Below are 17421 nucleotides of genomic sequence, written 5' to 3'. Positions count from 1 at the left end.
GAGTGAATCCCATGAAAGTCCTGCACGTCGCGGAAACGCTCAAGGGCGGACTGGAGACCTATCTCCGGATCGTTTCGAACTTCCAGCGCAACTCGCCGGAAATCAGCCAGGTGAAGTTCATCCTGCCCGGCAACGTCGACTGGCTGAACCCCGAGAGCGCCCACGTGGTGCCCACCGCGCGCAGCCCGCTGTCGCTGGTGGGCTATGCCGCGCGAGTGAAGAAGATCATCGAGACGGAGCGGCCCTCGGTGCTGCACCTGCACAGCTCGATCGCGGGCGGCATCGTGCGCTCGATGGCCCTGCTCGGCCAGATACCGAGCGAGGTGAAGATCGTCTATTGCTCCCACGGCTGGGCCTTCGACCAGGCCGCGTCGCGCTACAAGAAGTCGGCCTACCGCTGGATCGAGCGGCTGCTGTCCTCGCGCAGCGACGCCATCATCTGCATCAGCCGCCACGAGGTGCGGATCGCGTCGAAATCGGGCATCCGGCGGTGCACCTGCATTCCCAACGGGATCGATTCCGTGAGCCCCGCGCCGGCCCGCCTGCCGCTTCGCGACGGCGAAGCGGCACCGCGCACGATCCTCTTCGTCGGCCGGCTCGACCGGCAGAAGGGCATCGACCTGCTGCTCGATGCCTACGCCAGGGTGCGGCCCGACTTCAGGCTGATCGTGGTCGGCGACGCGGTGCGCAAGGACCTCCAGCTCGCGCAACCCGAGCGCGTCGAGTTCAAGGGCTGGCTCGAGAAGGACGCGCTCGACGCGGTCTACCAGTCCTGCGACGCCATCATCGTTCCGTCGCGCTGGGAAGGCTTCGGGCTTGTCGCGGTCGAGGCGATGGCCAGGAGCAAGGCCGTGTTCGCATCCGCCGTGGGCGGCCTGGTCGACATCGTCGAGAACGACCGCAGCGGCCGGCTCTTCGAGCTGGACCACATCGACCAGATGCTGCGCGAGATCGACCGCATGCCCGAGCACACCCTGCGGCAGATGGGCCAGACGGGGCGAAGGATCTTCGAGGAGAAGTTCACCTCGCAGCGCATGAACACGGCCATCGTCGACCTGTACAAGGAGTCGGTGCTGCCATGAAGACCTCCCATCCCCTCGCCCGCAGGCTCGCGGGCTGGCTGGGCGCCCTGCTCCTGGCAGCCGCATCGGCCGGCCCGGCCGGCGCGCGGGGCATCGGCACCCTGAACACGGAGTACCCGGTCGCGCTGAGCGTGCAGATCGACCCGGCGACCATCACCGACGACGACCTGCGCGAGATCCGCGCGTCGGGTTTCGAGCTCGTGCGGTTTGGCGTGCGGCCTCCGCTGAAGAGCGTCAACCCCACCCTGATCGACTATCCGAAGCTCATCCAGCGCGTTCGCAAGGCCAGGCTGGACGCCATCGTGACGCTGTTCGGCGGCAAGGAGATCTGGGGCCATGAGCCGGGCGACCTGCGCGATGGGGGCAGCAGGGAAAGCCTGTTCGCCGACTTCGCGAGCGACTTCATCAAGGCGCATTCGGCCGACGTCGCCGTCTGGGAAATCTGGAACGAGCCGGACCACAAGACCTTCCTGCGGCCCGACCTGGTGCCGGAGTTCGGTGCGGCCTCGTCGGCGCTTTGCAGCAGGCTGGCGCAGCGGCAGATCAGGCCGGACATCATCGTCGGCTTCGGCTTCGCGAAGCTGCCCTTCGTCGGCGGCAGCAACGGCAAGGTTCCTCCCGAACTGGAAGACGCCTTCGTCTCGGCCGCCAGGAGCGACTGCCTGACGGACATCTCGATCCACCCCTACCGATCGGTGCCCGAGACGGCGCTGGCCGACTACGAGAAGCTGCGCGTGCAGCTCGACCGGCGCCAGCTGAACAAGACCGGCATCGTCGCCTCGGAGTGGGGCTACGCCTCGTACATGCCAGTGCGCAACCAGGGTGCGCAGGCTTCGCTGATCTTCCGGGAGTACCTGATCAACGCCGCCGCGGGCATCAGGCTGCTGAACCTCTATTCGTGGCGCGACCGGGGCGACTCCTACTTCTCGAAGGAAGACAACTTCGGCCTCAAGTCGAAGACCGGCGAGAAGAAGGAGGCCTACTCGGCGCTCACCGAATTCCTCAAGATCGCGCGGCACTCGCAGAAGGTGTCGTACCAGGATGCCGGCGGCGCGAGCCGGCTGGTGCTGCGCCGCGGCCAGTCGTTGCTGCACGTGGTGTGGACGCAGGGCGGCGAGAAGACCGTGTCGGTCCCTGCGAACGGTGCGAAGAAGTGCACGCGCGTCGACTTCTTTCCCCGGATGCGCGAAGGCAGTTGCGGCAGCCGCTCGGGAGACGGGTTCACCGTCGGGGCGAGCTCCAGTCCTGTTCTGCTTTCGATATCGGACTAGCCGGAATGACGCGCCTTTCAGGTCTCGGGAAACGCCTCGGCGGTCCGATCTACGCCGTTGCCGACCAGTGCATCTACAGCGCCAGCCAGCTGCTGCTGAGCTTCGCGCTGGCCCGCGTGCTCTCGCCCTCCGACTTCGGCCTGGCCTCCGCCTTCCTGGCGGTGGTCAGCTTCCAGTACATCCTGCACATGGCGATGGTGCACGAGCCCCTGCTCATCAGGCGCTACTACACGGACCGGTCCGCCGCGTGGCTGGCTTGGACGCTGGTGGTCCTGTTCTCCCTTCTGGGCTACCTGGCCTGGCAGGTCGCGGCCTTTCCGGGGCAGGTGCAATGGGTGGGCGCGGCCCTCATCGTGGGCTACGAGATCTTCTGGATCTCGCGCACCCTGCTGCTCGCGGGGCGGCGCTACGGCGTGCTCTGCATCTCGGGCGTGCTGATCGCGGCGGGCTATGTCGTCGTGCTGGGCGCCGAAAGGCCGGCGAGCTGGAAGGAGGCGCTGCTGCTGGTTTCCGTTCTGCAGATCCCGTTTCTCTTCCTTGTGCTGGGCAATGTGAAAAACACGGTGCTCCCGCTGCCGGCGGCAAGGGATGCGCAGGGGCTGACGGTCAGGGAATCGATGGGCTACGGCTGGAAGGCCAGCCTCTCGCAGTTCATGAGCTGGATCATGACGGGCGGCGCCATCCTGCTGCTGGGCTCCTCGGCCGACGCCGAGCAGGGCGGGCTGCTCAAGATCTACATCACCTTCCTGCTGCCGATGCAGTACGTGCTGTCGGCGCTGGGCTACTACCTGTTGCCGCAACTGGCGGCGAACTGGAAGTCGGCACAGGAGGCGCAAAGGAAGAAGTCCTTCCGCGACTTCGCCGGCTTCGTGCTGCTCGGGTTCCTGGTCGCGCAGGCCGTGGGCGTGGTGCTGGGCCTGCTGGGGCCGCGCCTCGTGGTGCTGGCCTTCGGCGCGAACTACAAGGGGATGGACTTCTCGCCCTTCTTCTACGCGCCTGCGATCTTCGGCCTGACGATGTGCCTGCGCACCGGCTTCAGGGCGGCATCGCGGCCGGGCGCCCTTCTGCTGTGCTCGGTCGTCGGCGCGGTGGTGTTCGCCATCGCGATGCTCGCGGCCGGGACGCCCGTCTCCTACATCCAGACCGTCCACGCCATGACGTGGGGCTTCGCCTGCATGGCCTCGCTGATGATCGCCTGGCTGTTCTTCCTGATGCGGGCGAACGGGGAGCAACGCGCCTGAAGCCGGGTGCGCCGGTTCCGGAGGAAATCCCGATGAGCATCAGCCAACCACTGCTTCGCAGCGTGAGCTTCGACGAGCGCCTCCGCTTCCTGAGGGACGGCGTCGTGTGCCTGCGCAGGATCATCTCGCCCGAGTGGATACGTCGGGCGCTGGACGGCGTCGAGCAGCAGCGCAACGGCACGCTGCTGCAGCACGTCGTGTCCGAATCGGGCGCCGGCGAAATTGCCGGGCAGCTGACCGTCACGCGGCGGCCGCGCTGGATCTGCAACCAGCTCTTCGACAAGGACAAAAGCGCGGTGGCGGCCGGCACGCCCTGGCACCAGGACACCTCCTGCGGACTCGCGGACAGCCATCGCGTCGTGCGCGTGTGGATGCCTGTGGACCACATGCCGCGCGAGAGCGCGATCGAGGTGGTGCGCGGCTCGCACCTCTGGAAGACCGGATACAGGCGAGGCGGCAGCAGCAAGCCCGCGCCGCCGGACGACGACGAGCCCCAGCTTCCCGACATCGAGGCCAACCGCGGTGCCTTCGACATCGTGGGTTACGAGATGGACCCGGGCGACGTGGTGGCCTTCAACTGCCGGGCCTTGCACCATGCCGGCTCCGGCTTGAACCTGGACGAGAAGCACAGGGCCTTCGCCATCCTCTATGCCGATGACGAGCTCAGGCTGAAGCAGCTGAACCACCATCCGGCTGCGGGGACGTTCCGCGCCGCTTAGCCGACGGGCACCCTTACCAGCGCTTCTCGGGTGTTGCGGCCAGCGTCTCGGTGCAGCTGGCGACAGCTTTCGCCCGCTCCTCGCGCAGCCGCTGCCAGTTGTCGGCCTGCCACTGGCTCCATGCGACCGGCTCCGACTGGTACAGGCACGCGGCCGGAGGGCGCATGAAGCCCGCGCGGCCCAGCTCGGCGCCGAACTTCAGGCGAAACAGCTCGTCCGACCCCGTCAGGTTCTCGTAGACCAGGTGCCAGGGCCCCGGATGCAGGGGCGTATCGGCCTCCGCCTGCACCTTGCGCGCCTCCTCGATCTCCTCGGGCGTGGAACCGTCCGTCAGCGCCGTCGCGTACGCGGCCTCGGCACGCTTGCGGTAGATGTCGGTGGCGACCTTGCCGAGCGCGTCGTTCAGCTCGCTGATGGCGGGGTTGACACCCAGCGGATCGCCTTTGAGCGCCTCGAGCGTGGTGCCGCCGAGATCGTCCTTCGAGAACCCCTGCGCGCCGATGCTCACGCCGCCCCCGATGACCGACAGCGCGACGCTCAGGGCAATCTGCCCCGCGACGTTGCCCATCGTGTCCTCCCGGCGAACCACGCGAAGCTGTTCGATGCCGGGCTTGTAGAAGCCCCGGTTGAAGCGCAGGCGGGTCTGCTGTGCCGCCGGCGGCGCGGCTGCGACAGGTGCCGCGGGCGCCTCGGCGGCGGCTTGCGCAGGTTGTTGTTGTTGTGGCGCCGGTGCCGGCGCGTCGGGTTCGGCGTGCGCCGAGAGGCCGGCGAGCGCCAGCGCGATAACGCATGCGCGCCGGGCGACGCGTCGTCCTTGCTTGTTCGAGTTCATGTGAACGTGATTCCTCCCGGCGCGGATTGTCTCCGGCTCAGGGGGTCAGCGTTCGCAGCACGGCATCGAGCACCCGCTCATGGTCGCGCGGATGCGACTGGAGCCAGTCGTGCAGCTTGTGCCCCGCGCCGTCGAGCCGCACGACCTCGACGGACTTCGCCTTGCGGGCCCTGCGCTCGTACTGGTCGAGGACCTGCGCGGGGATCACCGCGTCCGCCGTTCCGTACACCAGCAGCAGGCGGCCTTCGTAGCCTTCGATCGCATCGAACGCGGGCGAACTCGCGTAGTCCACGGTCGAGCGCAGGATGTGCTGGAAGCGCGGCCCGAAAGGCGCGTCCTGCGCCTGGGCCACATAGGCCGCCGGGCAGAAGAGCACCAGCGCGGGCGGCTGCAGCCGCTCGATCAGCGAGCACGCGATGTGGCCGCCCATGCTGGTGCCGATCAGCGAAAGCGCACGCCCCGGCGCCACGCGGCCGGCCACGGCCATCGCCTGCGCCATGCGTTCGTTCAGGCTGGAGCCTTCGACCTGCCCGGAGCTTTCTCCATGGCCGGAGAAATCGAAGGATGCGCTGGCCACGCCGCCGTTCGCAATGCCGTCGAGAAGGTACTGGATACCGCGCCGCGAGGACTGGCCGCCACCGTGCAGTGCCAGCACACGAGGCACATCGCCTGGCAGGTTGTTCGTGATCGTGCCGCGCAGCGTCTGCGTACCCGAGATCACGGAGAAGTCTTCGTTCATCGGCGCGAGCATGACACGGCCGATGCGTACAGCCTCAGGCGGTATCGCCGACGGCCCTGCGGCCCGGGCTCTCCCTGGCCGGCATCGTCACCCACCACGCCGCACAGACGATCAGCAAGCCCCCTGCCCACCCCCACGGCCCGATGCGCTCGCCGAAGCCGTAGGCCGCGATCAGCGCGCCGAACACCGGCTCGCTCCCCATCAGCAGCGACACCCTGCTCGGGCTCGAACGCGAGGCCGCGTGGTTCTGCGCAAAGAACGCGAAGACGGTGCACAGCAGCACGAGGTACGCCATGCCCCACCAGAACGACGCGGTGGCGGGCGGCATGTGCCACGCGCCGCCGGCCGGCGAGGCGACGAGCGCGATCGCCGCCGCGCCGAGGGCCATCACGCCCGATTGCACGGCCGTGAGCGTCAGCGCCGGCAGCGCGTGGTGCCCGGCGAGCCGCCTCGTCAGGCAGACCATCACGGCACGCAGGAAGGCGGCGATCACCATGAGCGCGTCGCCCCAGCCCATCGACAGGTCCGCGGGCGAGGTGGCCGACAGCATCGCGGCTCCCAGCGCCGACAGGCCGGCCGCCCAGAACATGCGCCGCTGCGGCCGCCGGCCCAGCAGCCACCATTCGACGAAAGGCGTGAGCGCGACGCACAGGCTGATGAGGAAGGCGGCATTGCTGGCCGTGGTCAGCGACACGCCGAAGGTCTCGCACACGAAGATCGCCAGCAGGTTCGCACCGAGCAGGCCGCCGACCGCGAGGCCCTGGCGCCACTGCGCGCTGAACAACGGCCTCAGCGCAGGCAGCAGCACGACGAAGGTGAAGCCGAAGCGCAGCGCGATGAACTCCAGCACGGGCAGCTGCTGCGTCGCCTGCTTGGCCACCGCATAGCTGCCGCCCCACACGGCGGCCACCAGCAGCAGCATGATTTCGGCCGGGCCGATGCCCGCCCCGATGCCCACCCGCTTCTTTGAATCCATACTGTCGGCCCGCCGTCCTCGAACAATCAGGAGAGAAAGAGGGAATTGTTCAGGGCATCAACCGGGCCGCACAGCCATCGGCCGGAACAGGACTATTGCGTCGTGGGAACGAATTCATTTCTCAAGGTGCTGCCCGAGATGGTGACCTTCGTGCGGGTCGCCGAACTGGGCAGTTTCTCGGCAGCAGCCGATCTGCTGGGCATGACGCCGTCAGCGGCGAGCCGGCAGGTGAAGCGGCTCGAAAAGGAAATCGGCGTGCAGCTGCTGCAGCGCACGACGCGCCAGCTGCGGCTGACCGAACCCGGCACGGAAGCCTTCGCGCGCTGCCGCGAACTGGTGCTGGCGGCGCAGGGCGCGATGGAGATCGGGCAGCAGTTCGCCGCCGGGCCGAGCGGGCTGGTGCGCATCAGCGCGCCCAAGGCTTTTGCGCGGCGCGTGCTGCATCCGCACATCCTCGAATTCTTGCGGCTCTATCCCGAGGTGGATGTGCAGCTCATCGTGGCCGACCGCGACGTCGACCCGATCCGCGAAGGCGTCGACCTGGTGGTGCGGCTGACGACGAAGCCGCCCGAGGGGCTGGTGGCGCGGCAGCTGATGCCGGCGGCGCACATCCTCTGCGCCTCGCCGCGCTATCTGGCGGAGCACGCCGCCATCGCGCACCCGGGCGACCTCGCGGCGCACAGCTGCCTTTCATTGGGCGAGCACGAGCGCGACAACCACTGGCGGTTCAGGAAGAAAGAAGAAGAAGGAGAAAAAGAGGAGACGGAAGTCATCGTGCGCGGCCGCTATGTCTCGAACCACAGCGAGGTGCGCCTCGAAGGCGCGCTCGCGGACCTCGGCGTGGCCGTGGTGCCGGCCTTCGTCGCGCAGGAAGCGCTGGACGCGGGCAGCGTGGTCCGCGTGCTGCCCGGCTGGGAGTACCGCGGCAACTACCAGGGGCACGCCTACATCCTGTACCCGCCCAACCGCTTCATGGCGCCCAAGTGCAGGGCGCTGGTCGATCACCTGCTCGGCACGCTCGGGCTCAGTGCTTCTTCATCAGGACGCGCACCGCCTCGGGCAAGGAGTCGACCTGCGGCATGAAGTGATCGAGCAGCGCGCCCAGCGCCACCGCGCAGATCACCGCGCCCAGCAGCGGCTTCCAGGTGAGCCGCACGGCCGCCATGAGCCAGCCCTCGCGCGCCACGCGCACCGCGGCACGGGCCGACACGTACGAGAAGGCGATCTCGATGGCCACGGCCAGCAATGCGTCCCAGCTGAAATACAGCAGCACCAGCGAGCCTGCGCCGAACAGGATGGCCACGCAGATCAGGAAGATGGCGATCACCGGCACGACGACGATCGCGCCCTCGTCCGCGCCGCCGGCGACGTCGAGCGCGCCGCTGGCGATGTCCGAGAGGCCACTGCCTTCGCCACCGCCGTGCGCATCACCCACGCTCGTGTGGCCGTGCGAGCCGCCGCCGCGTCCGCCGCCGAAGTCCATGTCGGGCGCATCGACGTCGATGTCGAGCTCGCGCTCTTCCACCAGCCGCTTCGCCCACCAGCGCAGCACCAGCAGATAGCCGACGTACCCCACGCCCAGCGTGAGCAGATAGCGCACCGCCAGCGAGTCGACGTGCAGCAGGTGCATCTGCAGCGCCGACACGCCCCACATCAGCAGCAGCGTGAAGCTGCCGATCAGGATGCCGTGCGTGCGCAGGCTGTACCTGCGGTGCAGGTCGTGTTCGACCTGCGTTTCCCACAGGCGCACGGAGCGCCAGTCGGAAAGGATCTTCATCGGCCTCAGGCGGCCGTCATGTCCGCGAACGGCACGCGCGGCGCCACGGCGCACATGAGTTCGTAGCCGACGGTGCCCGCGGCCCTCGCGACCTCGTCGATGGGGAGCACGGCGCCGGTCTTCGCCGACCGGCCCCACAGCGTGACCTCGCTGCCGAACTTCGCGTCGGGCACGCCGGTGAGGTCGACGGTGATCATGTCCATGCTCACGCGCCCGACCATGCGGGTGCGCACGCCGTTCACCAGCACCGGCGTGCCGGTGGTGCAGTGGCGTGGATAGCCGTCGGCATAGCCGACCGCCGCCACGCCGATGGTGAGCGGGCCCTCGGCCGTGAAGTTGGAGCCGTAGCCGATGGTGTCGCCGGCCTTCAGCGTCTGCACCGAGATGAGCTGGGTCGACAGCGTCATGGTCGGCTGCAGCTGCCAGTGCGCCGAATCGTGCTCGGGAAAGTCGGGGGCGCTGCCGTACAGCAGGATGCCGGGGCGCACCCAGTCGCCGCGCGTCTGCCCGGCATGGCGCAGGGTGGCGGCGCTGTTGGCGATGGAGCGCTCGCCCGGCAGGTCGCGGGTGACGCGCTCGAAGGCCTCCAGCTGGTGGGCGATGCCGCGTTCGCCGTCGGCGTCGCTGAAGTGGGTCATGAGCGAGATCTCGTCGACCTGCGTGAGCGCGTTGAGGCGGGTCCAGGCGGAGCCGAAGCGCTCCGGCGTGAAGCCCAGGCGGTTCATGCCCGAGTTCATCTTGAGGAACACGCGCTGCGGCTTCAGGGTCTTGTGGGCGGCGAGCATGTCGATCTGCTCGTCGCAGTGCACGGTGTGCCAGAGATCGAGGCGCGAGCACAGCTCCAGGTCGCGGGCGTCGAACACGCCCTCCAGCAGCAGCACCGGACCGCGCCAGCCGAGGGCGCGCACGCGCTCGGCCTCGGCCAGGTCGAGCAGCGCGAAGCCGTCGGCGCCGCGCAGCCCCTCATAAACCCGCTCGATGCCATGGCCATAGGCATTGGCCTTCACGACGGCCCAGACACGGGCTTCGAGGGCCGATCGGCGCGCCCGCTCGAGGTTGTGGCGCAGGGCTTCGGTGTGGACGGTGGCGAGGATGGGGCGCGGCATGGGGGTTTCCGGAGAAGGCTCGGGGACAATGCAGACCACGTTTTAGCATCTTCGGGAATGGGGTCGAACACGGTGGGGATGCCGGATTCGCTGTCGCACCCCCGTGCTATAACCGCCCATTCGCCTTCGAGGCGACACTTTTTCACTACCGCCAGCAGACCCTCTGGCCAGCCAGCCCATCGATGAAGCGCGGTTTCTACACGATCATGTCGGCCCAGTTCTTTTCGTCGCTGGCCGACCAAGCGCTCTTCGTTGTTGCCGTCGACCTCATGCGAAGTTCCGGCGCGCCAGAGTGGCAGCGCGCCGCACTGGTGCCCATCTTCGCGGTCTTCTACGTGGTGCTCGCTCCGCTGGTGGGCGCCTTCGCCGACGCCCTGCCCAAGGGCAAGGTGATGTTCATCAGCAATGCCATCAAGGTGCTGGGCTGCGTGATGATGCTGTTCGGCTCGCACCCGCTGCTGTCCTACTCGATCGTGGGGTTGGGCGCCGCGGCGTACTCGCCGGCCAAGTACGGCATCCTGACCGAGCTGCTGCCGGCCTCCCAGCTGGTCAAGGCCAACGGCTGGATCGAGGGGCTGACCATCGCGTCGATCCTGCTGGGCATCGTGCTCGGCGGCACGCTGGTGGGACATTCCATTTCCAGCAAGCTGCTGGCCATCGACCTCCCGTTCATCGACACCGGCATCAACACGCCGGCCGAGGCCGCGCTCTCGGTGCTGATCTTCGTCTACATCCTGGCGGCCTGGTTCAACACGCGCATTCCGCACACCGGCGTCGAGATGCGCCCGCTGCGCTCCAACCCCGAGCAAGGCCTGGCGCGCAACATCGCCGCGCTGCTGCCCGACTTCTGGCACTGCAACGCCCGCCTGTGGCGCGACCGCCTCGGCCAGATCTCGCTGGCCACCACCACGCTGTTCTGGGGCGCGGGCGGCAACCTCAAGTACATCGTGCTGGCCTGGGCCTCGCTGGCGCTGGGCTACAACACCACGCAGGCCTCGGCGCTGACGGGCGTGGTGACCATCGGCACCGCCGTGGGCGCGATCGTCGCCTCGATGCGCATGCGGCTGGACATGGCCACGCGCGTGATCCCCATGGGCATCGCGATGGGCCTGATGGTGATCTGCATGAACTTCATCGGCAACGTGTGGCTGGCGGTGCCGTTCCTGATCCTGCTGGGCGGCCTGGGCGGCTTCCTGGTGGTGCCGATGAACGCGCTGCTGCAGCACCGCGGCCACAACCTGATGGGCGCGGGCCGCTCCATCGCGGTGCAGAACTTCAACGAGCAGGCCTGCATCCTCCTGCTCGGCGGCTTCTACAGCGTGTGCACGGGCCTCGGACTCTCGGCCTACGGTGCGATCAGCGCGTTCGGCCTCGTCGTGGCCGGGTGCATGTGGATCATCAAGCGCTGGCACGAGAACAACCTGAAAAAGTATCCCGAAGAAGTCGAGCACCTGCTGGCCATTGCCCGCAGCGATAAGCACCACTAACTCCCCCAGGCTGCGCGCACTTCGTGTCGCTACGCCACCCCCTCACCGGGGGCGACACCGGAGGCCCGGCAAAGCCGGTTCCTCGGTGTCCCTTGAAGAACTCGCGCCCCAATGCCAGCACTCGCCCTGCTACTGAACGCCTTCGTCTGGGGCGTGTCGTGGTTCCCGTTCCGCCAGATCGCGGGCCATGGGCTGCATCCGCTGTGGACCACCTGCCTGATCTACCTGGTCATCGCCTGCGCGATGGGCCTGCTGCGCCGGCACGCGTGGAAAGGCTTCGCGGCCTTTCCGATGCTGGCGGCGCTGGGCCTGGCGGCCGGCCTCACCAACGTGGGGTTCAACTGGGCCGTGACGCAGGGCGACGTGGTGCGCGTGGTGCTGCTGTTCTACCTGATGCCGCTTTGGAGCGTGCTGCTGGGCTGGCTGCTGCTGGGCGAGCGGCCCACCGGCGGCGCGCTGGCGCGCGTGGCGCTCGCGCTGACCGGCGTGGCGGTGGTGCTGAAGGCGCCCGGCACCGACTGGCCGGTGCCGTCGAGCCTGCCCGACTGGCTGGGCGTGGCGGCGGGCTTCAGCTTTGCCCTCACCAACATCGCGCTGCGCCACCTGCGGCAGGCACCGGGCGAGTCGCGCGCGCTGGCGATGTTCTGCGGCTGCGCCTTCGTGGCGGGCGTCGCGGCGCTGATCGGCACCGCGCTCGGCGCGTTCGATTCGCCGCTGCGCGCCTCGCCGGGCTGGCTCGGCTGGGCCGCGCTGCTGGGCACGGCCTTCGTCTTCGCCAACGTGTGCCTGCAGTACGGCGCGGCCCGGCTGACGGCTTCCGCGACCTCGGTGATCATGCTGTCGGAGGTGCTGTTCGCGAGCGTGTCTTCGGTGGCGCTGGGCGCGGCCGAGATGGACCCGCGCATCCTCATGGGCGGCGCGCTGATCGTGCTGGGCGCGGTCTGGGCGGCGTTTGCGCGAACGCCCGCGCGGCGCGATGATCGCGCCTCTTCTTCTCCCACCTGAGGAAAACCGCATGACCAGCGTCTACGACTTCGAAGCCACCCTGATCGACGGCAAGCCGGTGAAGCTCTCCGCCTTCAAGGGCAAGGTACTGCTGATCGTCAACACCGCCAGCAAGTGCGGCTTCACGCCGCAGTTCGCGGGGCTGGAGGCGCTGCACGAGAAGTACGCCGACCAGGGGCTCACGGTGCTGGGCTTTCCGTCGAACCAGTTCGGCTCGCAGGACCCGGGCACCAACGAAGAGATCGGCGCCTTCTGCACGAAGAACTACGGCGTGAGCTTTCCGATGATGGAGAAGATCGACGTGAACGGCAGCAACGCCGCGCCGCTCTACCAGTGGCTCACGAAGGAAAAGCCGGGCCTGCTGGGCAGCACGGCCATCAAGTGGAATTTCACGAAATTCCTGATCGGGCGCGACGGCTCGGTGCTCAAGCGCTACGCGCCGCTGGACACGCCGGCCTCGCTCGCGCGCGACGTGGAAGCGGCGCTGGCTTCAGCCGCCTGACGCCTTCCGGCGCCCCGCGCCCTCGACGCGGCGGTCCCACAGGTCGAGGCCGTTCAGCCACGCGAGCAATGCCCCGTCGTCGACCGGCGAGGCCAGCATCTGGAACGACGGCGGTGCGCGCATACGCGAAGGCAGGCGATGGGCGAGCGCCATCTCGGAGTCGTGCACCACGTAGAGCACCGGCAGCGGGCAATCCGCCTCGGCAGCCACGTCGAGCAGCAGCGGCAGCGCCTTCATGCCGTTCGCGTGCAGCCCCAGGACCACCGCATCGAACTGCTGGCCCGCACGCATCGCCTCGACGAGTCCGGACAACTCGTCGAACCAGTCGTACCCGGCACCGACGACGGACAGCGAATTGCCGGTGCACAGGCGCTGCAGCGCATCGGAATCCACCAGCGCGACCCGGCATGTCAGTCGGACCCACGCGTCCATGGCTCATTGCTCCCCGGCGATGTCGATCTCGACGCGCCGGTTCGGCTGCAGGCAACGCAGCAGGGCCGGCGAGCTGTGCGTGCCCACGCAGTCGCCGACCACCGGTTGGCGCTTGCCCATGCCGGCCGTGCGGATCAGCTTGCGCTCGATGCCCTGCTGCACCAGCAGGTCGCGCACGGTGTTGGCGCGCTCCAGAGACAGGGCCTCGTTGTAGGCGTCGCCGCCCAGCCGGTCGGTGTGGCCGGTCACGACAACGTAGTGCAGCGACCTGAAGTTGTTGCGCAGCTCGGCGGCAAGGCGCTCGACGCGCGCGCGGCCTTCGGGCAGCAGGTCGGTGAGCGATGCGCCGTCGAAGCGGAACAGGCCGTCCGCATTCATCGTGACTTTCTGCGGCGGCGCGAGCTTCGGGGAGACCGGAATCGGCGTGGCCTCCGGCGGCTGCGCGAGCATGGCGCAGTCGGGGTTCTTCCACCAGCTGCCGATGGAAAGCTCGTCGCCGTTGAAGCGCACCATGTACTGGCAGGTCACATAGTCGGCGCCCTTGCCCGTGCGGAAGTGGAAGAGGTAGTTCCACTCGCGCACGCCCCACAGCCCCTCGCTGAAGTGTGGCCAGCCCAGCAGCTCGCGCAGCTGGTCCTTGCCCATGCCGGGGCGTATGCGATCGAAGGTGCCCATAGCGGGGAAGGCGCCCTGCTTCCACTTCGCGCTGTCGGGCGCGGGAAAGTCCCCGGGCCCCGGCGGCATCGGCTTTGCGGCGACGGCGCGCGCCTGCGCATCCCTGTCGATGGCGATGCCGGGGTCGGGCCCGGCGCAGCCCTGCAGCATCGTCGCGGCCAGGATGAGCAAAGCCGCCAGCGGGGCCGCGTGCATCGTTCTTCCGTTGTTGTTGTCGTTGCTCATGCTTGCTCTCGTCCCTGTCCCGATCAATTGAAGACCCACTCGGCGCCGACCGTTGCCGCCGCGCCCGCACGGCTCACGCCCACGCCGCCCGTGAGGCTCCAGCCGTTGTTCTCCGCGGTGCGGCGGAAGCTCACGCCGACCGCGCTCTCGCCCTTGAAGGTGCCGTAGCCGACGCGCATCACCGTCTTGCCGGGCACGTAGCTGCCGGGCATCTGCACCGCCATGGCGGCGGCGGTGCCGGCATAGGCGTTGCGCGCAACGGCGCGGATGTCGCTGCCGAGCGCGTTGACGCGCGCATCGGTGTAGGCCGTGTTCGCGGCGCTCGACTGGTTCAGCTGCTGCACGTTGACCGCATCGGTGGGCGCCACGCCCGGTGCCACGTTGTGCACCGTCACCGCGCCGGTGGAGCTGCCGTTGCCCATGGTCACGCTGTTGTAGTTGACGCTGCCGTCCACGTTGGTGTCGTAGCGCACCGCGCTCTGCTGCACGGCCTGGAGCTGGCGCACGTTCACCGCGTCGGTGGCCTGCGTGCCGCCGGCCACGTTGGTGATCTGCCGCTCGTTGCCCGCCGAGCCCACCGACACCCCGCCCTGCGTCGACAGCACCGAGACGTTCGAGAACAGCTCCTTCTGCCCGTTCATGCCCGCGCGGTCCGCCGTGGCGCCGTTGCCCAGCGCCACGCCGTTGCTGCTGGTGGCGATGGCACTGGCGCCCAGTGCAATGCTGCCCGCTGCGTTCGCCTGCGCGCCGTTGCCCGTCGCGATAGCGCTCGCGCCCAGCGCGATGGCCTGCGGACCGATCGCCACGCTCTCCGCTCCAGCCGCCTGCGAATCCGCCGCCTGCGAGTTCGCGTGGAAGTACTTGATGCCCCCGCCGGTCTGGATGTTGTTGATGGCCTGGTTGGTCGCGTACAGCTGGCTGCCGTTGACCGCGTCGGTGCTGGTGGCGCTGAGCTGGCCGGCGGCCACGTTCTGTACCTGCCGCTCGGCGCCAGCGCTGCCCACGCTGACCACGCCCACGGGATTCGCGCCCGCGAAGTTGTAGGTCTGCCCCTGGATCGTGGTGCTGGCCGTCGGCGTGGCCGTGGCGGTGGTCGAGCCGTTGCCCAGGGCCACGCTGTTGCTGGTGGTGGCGCTGGCGTTCGCGCCCACCGCCACCGAGTTGTTCGCGCTGGCGCTGGCACCGGGCCCGGCTGCGATGCTGTTGGCTCCGCTGGCCCCTGCATTGTTGTAGTTGGCCTGCTGGGTTCCACCGTCGTTGACGCTGTAGTAGTGCGTCTGCGCGTTGTTGACGATGGTGGTGATGCTGCCGCCCAGGGCGCTGACGGTGCTGGCCACCTGGTACAGCTGGCTGCCGTTCACCGCATCCGTGCTGGTGGCGGTGATGGCGCCGGGCGCCACGTTGACGATCTGCCGCTCGGCGCCCGCCGCGCCGACGCTCACCACGCCGGTGGCGGTGCCTGCGAAGTTGCCGTAGGTGACGGCCGGCCCGGCGCTGTAGGTGACGGTGCCGTCCGGGTTCAGCGTGGCGATCACCGAGGGGACCGTGGCGCTGCTCACCTGCACGGCCGCCTTGTCGGCGCTGTCGTTGCCCAGCACGACGTTGTTGGCGTTGCTCACCGTGACGTTGCTGCCCAGCACGAAGCTGTTGTTGCCGCTGACGGTGTTGTTGTTGCCCACCGAGTAGCTGCCGCTGCCGGTGACGGTGCTCGGGTCGCCGATGGCGCCGCTGCCGGCGCCGCTGACCACGTTGCCCGTGCCGATGCTGATGCTGCCGACGCCCGTGGCCTGCGCGCCCGTGCCGATGGCGATGGCATCCGCCGCGCCGCCGAGCGCCCCTTTGCCCACGGCGACCGTCCGGTCCGCATCGGTGATGGCCTTGTTGCCGATGGCCACCGTGTCGTTGATCGCGGCCGAAGGCGCGGACGAGAGGACATTGCCGTTGCGATCGAGAAAATCGCCCGTGGCCGGATCGACGGAATACCCGGTTCCCGCCGACGTTCCGAGCGCGACGTTGTTGCTTCCGCTGACACCGATGCCGGCGTAGCTGCCGGAGGCGTAGTTGTCGCTGCCCTTGGTGACGAACCCTGCGTAGGTTCCGATGGCCGTGTTCCGGTTGCCGGTCACCTGCCAGGCCGCGACGTTGCCGAACGCGATGTTGGAATCGCCGGTGACGAACTCGCCGGCCGCGAAGCCGAAGGCCGTGTTGCCGTTGCCCTTGACCACGGAACCCGCCACCGCGCCGAACGCGCTGTTGTTGCTGCCGGAAGCCTGGGTGCCGGAGCCCGAACCGATGTAGGAGTTGTGGTCTCCCGACGAGCCGGAACCCGAGCCGTCGCCGATGAAGACGCCGTTGGTGGTGGTCGAGCCCGTGCCGGCGTCGGTGCCGATGGCGGTGGTGAAGATCCCCTTCGCGGTAGCGCGCAGGCCGATCGCCACCGTGCTCGTTCCGCCGGCCAGGGCGCCGTCGCCGAGCGCCAGCGCGCTGTCGGCCTGCGCCTGCGAATTCGCGCCCAGCGCCGTCGCGTTGATGCCGTTGGCCATCGCCCTGTCGCCTGCCGCCAGGCTGCTCTTCTTCAATGCCTGCGTGTTCGCGCCGAGCGCGACGGAATTGATGTCGCTGGCGCTGGCACGGTCGCCCGCGGCAAGGCTGCTGGTGGCCACCGCGGTGGTGTTGGCGCCGATCGCGGTCGAGTTCTTGCCGAAGGCCTGCGCCACGTTGCCGATGGCCGTGCTGCTGACCGCGCCCGCCGTGGACGTGGAGCCGACCGCCGTGGCGTAGACCTCCGTGGCCCTCGCCGTATCGCCGATCGCCACCGCGCTGGTCATCGTGGCCTGCGCGTTCGGGCCCGCCGCCAGCGCATCGACGCCGATGGCGCCCGAGTTGGCCTGCGTGGAGTTGCCGGCGACGCTGCTGTTGACGTGGAAGTACGGCGTTTCGTCCACGCTGACCCAGCGCCCGCCCTTCCAGGCGACCAGCCCCGTCGAGAGGCCGTTGACGCCGCTCGAGGCCTGCGTGTTGAAAACCACCATGCCTTCGACCGGGGTGTTGCCCGCGAGGCTCCAGGTGACGGCGTCGGTCAGCGCCACGCGCGACAGGAGCAGGCCGCGCTGCGTGCTGCCGAGTTCCAGCACCGCGCCGGGCGCGGGCGTCGGGTTCGAGCCGCCCGTGCCGTCGTCGATCCGGACCTGCGCATGCGCCGCGCCCGCGGCGGCCGCCAGCAGCCCCGCCGCCGCCAGGGCCCGCACGCTGCGCGAGCCCCGGCCGTCGCTCTTCGCGATTTCGGAAACGGCCACCCACGTGCCTGCCTGTTCGCTCCACATGGAGCGATATGTCTTGTTCATTCGGCGAT

General features: G+C 69.0%; 16 protein-coding genes. 8 read left to right on the top strand and 8 right to left on the bottom strand.

Annotation, left to right across the window (positions count from 1 at the left end):
• Nucleotides 1-11: 11 nt before the first annotated feature.
• Genes EJO71_RS10730 through EJO71_RS10715 form a run of 4 tightly spaced genes read left to right on the top strand, consistent with a single transcriptional unit; the run spans nucleotide 12 to nucleotide 4313 of the window.
• Nucleotides 12-1082, top strand: coding sequence for a glycosyltransferase (locus EJO71_RS10730; protein WP_125948707.1), 1071 nt, complete (start codon nucleotides 12-14; stop codon nucleotides 1080-1082).
• Complete coding sequence (locus tag EJO71_RS10725) at nucleotides 1079-2353, top strand: hypothetical protein (protein ID WP_125948706.1); 1275 nt, start codon at nucleotides 1079-1081, stop codon at nucleotides 2351-2353. Before EJO71_RS10730 ends, EJO71_RS10725 begins: the two co-directional genes overlap by 4 nt.
• A gap of 5 nt (nucleotides 2354-2358) precedes the next feature.
• Nucleotides 2359-3594: an oligosaccharide flippase family protein gene (locus EJO71_RS10720; protein WP_125948705.1), complete on the top strand. Its 1236-nt coding sequence runs from the start codon at nucleotides 2359-2361 to the stop codon at nucleotides 3592-3594.
• A gap of 32 nt (nucleotides 3595-3626) precedes the next feature.
• On the top strand, nucleotides 3627-4313 hold the full coding sequence (locus tag EJO71_RS10715) for a phytanoyl-CoA dioxygenase family protein (RefSeq protein ID WP_125948704.1): 687 nt from the start codon (nucleotides 3627-3629) through the stop codon (nucleotides 4311-4313).
• Nucleotides 4314-4326: 13 nt separating this feature from the next.
• Here the strand turns inward: EJO71_RS10715 and EJO71_RS10710 are convergent, their stop codons facing one another.
• The 3 genes from EJO71_RS10710 to EJO71_RS10700 are packed head-to-tail and all read right to left on the bottom strand — an operon-like array spanning nucleotide 4327 to nucleotide 6860.
• Nucleotides 4327-5145: a hypothetical protein gene (locus tag EJO71_RS10710; RefSeq protein WP_125948703.1), complete on the bottom strand. Its 819-nt coding sequence runs from the start codon at nucleotides 5143-5145 to the stop codon at nucleotides 4327-4329.
• Between the two features lie 37 nt (nucleotides 5146-5182).
• On the bottom strand, nucleotides 5183-5884 hold the full coding sequence (locus EJO71_RS10705) for an alpha/beta hydrolase (RefSeq protein WP_164546804.1): 702 nt from the start codon (nucleotides 5882-5884) through the stop codon (nucleotides 5183-5185).
• 34 nt (nucleotides 5885-5918) lie between these two features.
• Entirely contained in the window at nucleotides 5919-6860 is a 942-nt protein-coding gene (locus tag EJO71_RS10700; RefSeq protein WP_125948701.1) for a DMT family transporter, read from the bottom strand.
• 102 nt (nucleotides 6861-6962) lie between these two features.
• Here EJO71_RS10700 and EJO71_RS10695 point away from each other — a divergent pair, with 102 nt between their 5' ends.
• Entirely contained in the window at nucleotides 6963-7943 is a 981-nt protein-coding gene (locus EJO71_RS10695; protein WP_125948700.1) for a LysR family transcriptional regulator, read from the top strand.
• On the opposite strand, the gene EJO71_RS10690 is transcribed toward EJO71_RS10695, so the two are convergent.
• Nucleotides 7885-8637: a hypothetical protein gene (locus tag EJO71_RS10690; RefSeq protein ID WP_125948699.1), complete on the bottom strand. Its 753-nt coding sequence runs from the start codon at nucleotides 8635-8637 to the stop codon at nucleotides 7885-7887. The two genes, EJO71_RS10695 and EJO71_RS10690, sit on opposite strands and share 59 nt — an antisense overlap.
• A gap of 5 nt (nucleotides 8638-8642) precedes the next feature.
• Nucleotides 8643-9743 carry an alanine racemase gene (gene alr, locus EJO71_RS10685; RefSeq protein WP_125948698.1) on the bottom strand — a complete coding sequence of 367 codons (1101 nt, stop codon included), beginning with the start codon at nucleotides 9741-9743 and terminating at the stop codon, nucleotides 8643-8645.
• Between the two features lie 182 nt (nucleotides 9744-9925).
• Here alr and lplT point away from each other — a divergent pair, with 182 nt between their 5' ends.
• From lplT to EJO71_RS10670, 3 genes are all read left to right on the top strand, one after another.
• Nucleotides 9926-11230, top strand: coding sequence for a lysophospholipid transporter LplT (gene lplT, locus EJO71_RS10680; protein WP_125948697.1), 1305 nt, complete (start codon nucleotides 9926-9928; stop codon nucleotides 11228-11230).
• Nucleotides 11231-11341: 111 nt separating this feature from the next.
• Nucleotides 11342-12235, top strand: a complete 894-nt coding sequence (locus EJO71_RS10675) for a DMT family transporter (protein WP_125948696.1) — start codon at nucleotides 11342-11344, stop codon at nucleotides 12233-12235.
• A gap of 10 nt (nucleotides 12236-12245) precedes the next feature.
• Nucleotides 12246-12737 carry a glutathione peroxidase gene (locus tag EJO71_RS10670; protein WP_125948695.1) on the top strand — a complete coding sequence of 164 codons (492 nt, stop codon included), beginning with the start codon at nucleotides 12246-12248 and terminating at the stop codon, nucleotides 12735-12737.
• On the opposite strand, the gene EJO71_RS10665 is transcribed toward EJO71_RS10670, so the two are convergent.
• From EJO71_RS10665 to EJO71_RS10655, 3 genes are read right to left on the bottom strand one after another with little or no spacing between them, the layout of a single operon-like run.
• The gene (locus EJO71_RS10665) at nucleotides 12726-13130 is read right to left on the bottom strand and encodes a hypothetical protein (RefSeq protein ID WP_125948694.1); all 405 of its coding nucleotides are present in this window, start codon (nucleotides 13128-13130) and stop codon (nucleotides 12726-12728) included. The genes EJO71_RS10670 and EJO71_RS10665 overlap by 12 nt on opposite strands.
• 42 nt (nucleotides 13131-13172) lie before the next feature.
• Nucleotides 13173-14069, bottom strand: coding sequence for an OmpA family protein (locus EJO71_RS10660; RefSeq protein ID WP_125948693.1), 897 nt, complete (start codon nucleotides 14067-14069; stop codon nucleotides 13173-13175).
• A gap of 23 nt (nucleotides 14070-14092) precedes the next feature.
• On the bottom strand, nucleotides 14093-17413 hold the full coding sequence (locus EJO71_RS10655; RefSeq protein WP_125948692.1) for an ESPR-type extended signal peptide-containing protein: 3321 nt from the start codon (nucleotides 17411-17413) through the stop codon (nucleotides 14093-14095).
• Between the last annotated feature and the right edge of the window lie 8 nt (nucleotides 17414-17421).

The sequence above is a fragment of the Variovorax sp. 679 genome (genome assembly GCF_003952185.1).
Classification (GTDB): Bacteria; Pseudomonadota; Gammaproteobacteria; order Burkholderiales; family Burkholderiaceae_C; genus Variovorax.
Note: the sequence above shows the minus strand (reverse complement) of the source record. Positions and strands in the feature narration are given on the sequence as shown.